This is a genomic window from Variovorax sp. 01N425, assembly GCF_056399465.1.
In genome coordinates this window covers 1-4,900 of sequence record NZ_JBFTRJ010000041.1, presented here as the reverse complement: position 1 = coordinate 4,900, position 4,900 = coordinate 1, and the positions used below count along the sequence as shown (strand labels likewise).

The following is a 4,900-nucleotide window of genomic DNA, read 5'->3' as shown; positions in this document are numbered from 1 at the left end:
CGGGAGTGGTCCGCCTGCGGACAGCATGAGGCGCGAGGAACGCGGCGCAACGCGCCTGAAACGCGTGAAGCATCGGCGTTCTTGCGGCTTGACGCAGGTCGAACGGCTGAACGTGATCGCGTTTGCACGTTGTTCAGACCTTCCCTAGTTGCGCAGGGCAGATGGTGGACGTAACTTGGTCAACTCCTGCTCGAACCAAATCATGAATTCCGAGCACGCTGCCTGGACGGAAACTGCTGAGGTTCTCAGGCACCGCAGTTGCGTCGATCCAATGGGGCGATTTAGCACGTTCACGCTATCGCCATCCGCGCAGAAGATGAACGATTTTCCCTCTCGATCAAACATCTCGCCCCAGTTGGTGAGAAAGCTGAACCGCGAATATGCGCGAGCATCATCCTCACATTCCTCGAGCGTCCGCTCATCAGCCACCTCAACGCCGTCCTTGAAGCCATACAAGACCGCATCCAGATGGTTAAACAGTTCCTCGTCGCTCTTCCCCTCGAACTCCGGGTCCCAGAGCTCTGGTAGGTCCAGACAGAGCGACTTAAATGGGCTGTAGGGCAACCCACAGTGCGGCTCAGAGAAATCGCCCAGCGGTACCCCGGCACACCATACGCGCATCCGTCCCCAGACCGAGGAGGGAAGCACTAGGTTCGGCTCAACCATCGCCTCGATAGCGAAATCGTGCTTCTCCCCAAAAATCATACGTTGATGCTTCCTCGCGAGGTTCAATCCCGGGGCCATTTGCCGATTGTCGAGCGCCCGCCCCGGAGGACGAATTTTGCCGCACCCGGAAAGGTCAGCTTTTGGCCGACTGTAGCCGCACAGGTTGGCGGCGAAAAGGAGGCCGAACCGGAAGTACAGATTCCTCTGCAGCAGCCCTGCACAAGGGCCTACGCCAAATCAGCGGCCCGGTCGCTGGGCCTGCATCGTTGTTTAAACTTGAAGCGAGCTCCACGCTTCAGAAAAGGTTTCGAGGCTGATCGGCTGCGCGTGAGGGTCTTCTTCCCTGAACAATCCGCGCCCGACGCCGAAATCCTGAATGGCATCCCGAAAGCCGCCCGCAGTGCCTGACGCGATACCCCAGGCACGGTGCTTACAAACCACGAGAGGGCTCTCGAGCAGCGTTGCAACGGCGGTCATTGCGGCGCGGAGCTCCCCCCGGCGCATTTCAGAGGCAGAAGCTGCCAATGCGACTACCAACATGGAGCCGAACTGAGATGCGCCTCCATGTTGGACGTTAGGCGCCGAAAGTAGATGCAAGTAGAAGTCCGGCGCCTCATGTTCTTTCTCGCATACCGTCCATGATGGCGCCCATGCTTCCGTTCCAAGGAACCTCCAAGAATTCGACTCGAGGGCGTTGGAGGGCGAGCCGTGCGCCCAACGTGCATGTGACTTCAAATCCCAACCCATCTTTCCGAAGGCGACCGATCGATACTCTTTCCCCAAACCCGAGGTTTGGCTTGAACGGACCGTCGGCTTTCCGCGGTCTGAGCGGACAAATGGCGCGAGCAACTGCTCGATCTTCACCCATACCTGCCATTGCCAAGGCAACAAGCTCGGTGCACCAAGCAGTACAAACACATCGTAGTTCTTGGCGTAATATGGAATTGAATTCGTCACGGGGAGAGGGTCATCATTCAACTGGACGGCAAAGAAATCGATGCGTGCAGCGAGCTTGCCTTTTTAGCTGGACAGTACCGAGGGCTCGGGGCCGATCAGCACGATCTTGCCACGGGCGCGAACGTCGGTTTCTGGTTGGCTTCAGTCGCACCGGTGAAAGCGCTTGCACTCAGCGACAGCATGAATAGCAACTACGCACTCAGTTCACGCAAAACCCTGAGAGCCAGTGCTCCGCGTCCAACGCCTGTGCCTCGATTGTGCTCGTTGAAATTTTGGGCGCTCGTTATGTCCTCCCACTGCTCCACTCGTATCTCATCAGTCGTGTCGATCTCAAATGCAATGAAGCGCTGGTCTTGCGTTACTAGCCGACCGAATATGCTGGGCATGCCCGGGAAGTCAATGCCAAGTTCAACGACGATCGATCTTTCCCATTGGATGCCCCGCTCAACTCCCACACTAGCCAACGCCGGCGGCACGCCGTGCCGCCTCCAATAGCTTGCTTCTGCGCGCAGCGAACGCTCGACGCTGGCGTTTTGCTGTTGTACGTTTAACTGTCGCGGTTCGCGTTCACACATAGCCGAATTGCGATCGTCCAAGATGAATGGAGCTACTCGGATCTTTGCCGCTGCGACAGAGGTCCGCTCTTGGCCGCTTACCGACGAGGGAGGGACAGGTTCACCATGCATAAAACTCCGGCCCGAAACTCATAGTGTGTCCAAAAGTCCTCCGCCTCAACGCGCGCCCACGCCGTTTGAAGACGGAGCGCGGGAATATCCGCATCACCCGTAACTACGCGAAGGCCCATGTCGGTCGATGCATGCTGCACCTCGTCGCGCGTGGCATAAAGCGGAACCCCTAGAAGCCCGGCATCGACTGCCGAGAAACCATCCACAGGCACGACGTAGCAATGGATGGTCTTCAGCGTTTGCTGCTCGTCAAACCGAATCGCGAAGCCCTCGTCGGCAGCTTCGAGCCAGTATGAATCCGGCGTGCCCTCATGCAGGCGGTCAAATTCGTAAGTGACCGGACCCGCCTGACAGTCCTCCAGTAGCTGGAGCACCTCGTCGTCCTTGAGCTTTTTCCCGAGCAGTTTGGGCAGAGTCATTTTCTTGCGACAGATTTTCCAGGCCGGTCGATGGATAGCGACTTTAGCCGTCGCGGGCCAGGCCGACCGAGCATCCACCCTCAAAATTGAACAGGCATCACGAAGGTCGGCTTATGGCCGAATTCTGCCGCGCTTACAGTACGGTTGTTCGGAACCAAATGCCCTTAGATGCGGCGGACGTCTTCCGCTGCAGGGTCAGTTGGCCCCACTGCGACGCAGACTCCGGTCAGCCCTGCCGCGTGCAGAGACTCGATCACTGAGGTTCGAAACCAGTTGAATTGCTCCTGGTCATGCAGGTTGATCTCCTGCGGGTCGTCGGGCATCAGCAGCGCACAGGTTGGCCCCGCGTGCGATACGAAGCCAAGGTCGACCAACCACGATGAGGCGAAGCCAATCAGGCTTTCAGCGCTCTCGTGATTAGTGATCTTCAGTGCAATTTCGCTCTTGTTCATCCAGGTTGAGCCTCTGACATGAGTGTCGGCTGTTGGCCGATTCTGTTGAAAAACTCGAGTGGCGCTCTCTTGGGCACATTTGCAGGGGTGGTCAAACCATTCCTTGGGCCCCGATCGTCGATCCTGGGTCATCTGAGAGGTCGATTTTCGCCACGGTGCAGCGGTGAACGCTGCGACCGATTTTTTCAACAGAATCGGCCGACTGTAGCCAGTGGGGCAAGCGTCAGGTCCCGAGGGCAGCCCCACGCTGGAAGCCTCGGACAAGCCCGGGAAAGTCATCAGCTACTTTGATGGCAACGTCTGGTGCCATTCCAATCATAGGCAGCATGAAGACGGCGCCGGCCTCGTCGAAGGCGTAGATTTCACCACCACCATTCCCGGCGAACGCCACGAAGCCCGGAGCGTATGCGCCAACTTCCATTTCAGCGTTGGCGGTAGTCACCTCGTCCTCGGCCCAAAGGATGATGTACTGCTCCTCGTCATCCGTGACGACGAAGCCCTCGAACACGCCGTTCGCGTTGATGAATGCTCGGTAGGCAGCAGGCAGGTGACTGGTCATCGTGGGTGTCTGGTTATGGCCGCATTCTGTCTTCTGCGTTGTCGAACTCAAAGACGCCGAGCAACGGCAGAACCGCCTCTTCGACCTTGACCATGTCATATCCCATAGCATCGCCCCTTTCCGTTCGGCGATGGACCGTTTGCACGGCGCCGCCTCTGATTAGCCTCGGCGACCGCGAGGCGGCAGTTCGACTTTACGATGGTACTTTGGCAATTTGGCATTCGCCAGCAACATGGTCTCACCTGCCAGGCGTCGTACAGGCTTCAATTCCGACACGCACAGAGATGAAAGCAAGCAAGACCAAGAGATCCACGTCCTGGAGCGACGTCAAGGCCAGACTGATCCATTTCGACCACGATGGACTGGTCGGCTTGGTGCATGACCTGTACACGGCCGACAAGAGCATCCAGGTTTTCCTTCACGCCCGTTTCGGGCTGGGCGAAGATATCCTGGAGCCGTACAAGATCACCATTAACCGCTGCCTTTGGCCCGAGATGTTCCGGAACCAGACCGTGTCGGTCGCCGAGGCCAAGAAGGCCATCGCGAATTACAGGAAGTCAATTGGCCAACCGGAGGGCCTCGCAGAATTGATGGTCTTCTACTGCGAGCGCGCATCAGGCTTCAGCGTTGAAGTTGGCCTGCAGGACAAAGATTTCTTCAACGCGTTGGTGCGAATGTTCGAGCAGGCGTTGAAGGCCATTGCGAAACTGCCGGATGAGCAGCGCCCCTTGCTCATGGAACGACTGGAAGCCGTATGTCGCATCAGTCAGAACATCGGCTACGGCGTCGAGGATGCCATGGAGGACCTGCTTGTCGAATACGACATCTACGATTGACGACGATGTTCAAGGCCTGCTCATGGCCGGATCCGCCACTAGTGAGCGGGCGGCGTTGTCGCAACGGGCTTGCCGGTCAACTCTTCGATCTTTGATCTCGCCCGCCGTTCGATCTCTGCATTTTCCTCTGCCGACAGCTGCACTGATCGAGATGGGAGTTCGGCAGGCGACTTTGGCCCCTGAACGTTGATGGCAATCACTGCGACCACTGCGAGACCAGCGACGGCGGTCGCGATCCATCCAGGAATGCGGTGAGCACCGCGCCATTTTTCAGGATTAGCTTTTGCAAGATCATGCGCCCATACCCACGCGCTTCCGGAAATCA

7 protein-coding genes and 1 pseudogene are annotated in these 4,900 nt (G+C 57.9%); 1 reads left to right on the top strand and 7 read right to left on the bottom strand.

Annotated elements, in window-relative coordinates; translation table 11 throughout:
• Positions 1–144: 144 nt before the first annotated feature.
• From AC1DSC_RS32470 to AC1DSC_RS32445, 6 genes are all read right to left on the bottom strand, one after another.
• Complete coding sequence (locus AC1DSC_RS32470) at positions 145–744, bottom strand: hypothetical protein (protein WP_478132069.1); 600 nt, start codon at positions 742–744, stop codon at positions 145–147.
• 192 nt (positions 745–936) lie between these two features.
• Positions 937–1,623, bottom strand: a complete 687-nt coding sequence (locus tag AC1DSC_RS32465) for a hypothetical protein (protein ID WP_230537962.1) — start codon at positions 1,621–1,623, stop codon at positions 937–939.
• Between the two features lie 191 nt (positions 1,624–1,814).
• On the bottom strand, positions 1,815–2,219 hold the full coding sequence (locus tag AC1DSC_RS32460; RefSeq protein WP_230537963.1) for a hypothetical protein: 405 nt from the start codon (positions 2,217–2,219) through the stop codon (positions 1,815–1,817).
• Positions 2,220–2,275: 56 nt separating this feature from the next.
• Entirely contained in the window at positions 2,276–2,728 is a 453-nt protein-coding gene (locus AC1DSC_RS32455) for a hypothetical protein (RefSeq protein ID WP_021009198.1), read from the bottom strand.
• 164 nt (positions 2,729–2,892) lie between these two features.
• Positions 2,893–3,180: a hypothetical protein gene (locus AC1DSC_RS32450; RefSeq protein ID WP_478132068.1), complete on the bottom strand. Its 288-nt coding sequence runs from the start codon at positions 3,178–3,180 to the stop codon at positions 2,893–2,895.
• A gap of 223 nt (positions 3,181–3,403) precedes the next feature.
• Positions 3,404–3,739 carry an SMI1/KNR4 family protein gene (locus tag AC1DSC_RS32445; RefSeq protein ID WP_478132067.1) on the bottom strand — a complete coding sequence of 112 codons (336 nt, stop codon included), beginning with the start codon at positions 3,737–3,739 and terminating at the stop codon, positions 3,404–3,406.
• A gap of 284 nt (positions 3,740–4,023) precedes the next feature.
• On the opposite strand from AC1DSC_RS32445, the gene AC1DSC_RS32440 reads away from it, so the two are divergent.
• Complete coding sequence (locus AC1DSC_RS32440; RefSeq protein ID WP_478132066.1) at positions 4,024–4,575, top strand: hypothetical protein; 552 nt, start codon at positions 4,024–4,026, stop codon at positions 4,573–4,575.
• 38 nt (positions 4,576–4,613) lie between these two features.
• Here the strand turns inward: AC1DSC_RS32440 and AC1DSC_RS32435 are convergent.
• Positions 4,614–4,900, bottom strand: a pseudogene (locus tag AC1DSC_RS32435) (hypothetical protein); the annotation flags it as partial.

What these genes read in the sequence shown, in the direction of transcription:
- AC1DSC_RS32470 (WP_478132069.1), bottom strand. Translation starts at nt 744, where the DNA reads ATGGCCCCGGGATTGAACCTCGCGAGGAAGCATCAACGTATGATTTTT.
- AC1DSC_RS32455 (WP_021009198.1), bottom strand. Translation starts at nt 2,728, where the DNA reads ATGACTCTGCCCAAACTGCTCGGGAAAAAGCTCAAGGACGACGAGGTG.
- AC1DSC_RS32450 (WP_478132068.1), bottom strand. Translation starts at nt 3,180, where the DNA reads ATGAACAAGAGCGAAATTGCACTGAAGATCACTAATCACGAGAGCGCT.
- AC1DSC_RS32445 (WP_478132067.1), bottom strand. Translation starts at nt 3,739, where the DNA reads ATGACCAGTCACCTGCCTGCTGCCTACCGAGCATTCATCAACGCGAAC.
- AC1DSC_RS32440 (WP_478132066.1), top strand. Translation starts at nt 4,024, where the DNA reads ATGAAAGCAAGCAAGACCAAGAGATCCACGTCCTGGAGCGACGTCAAG.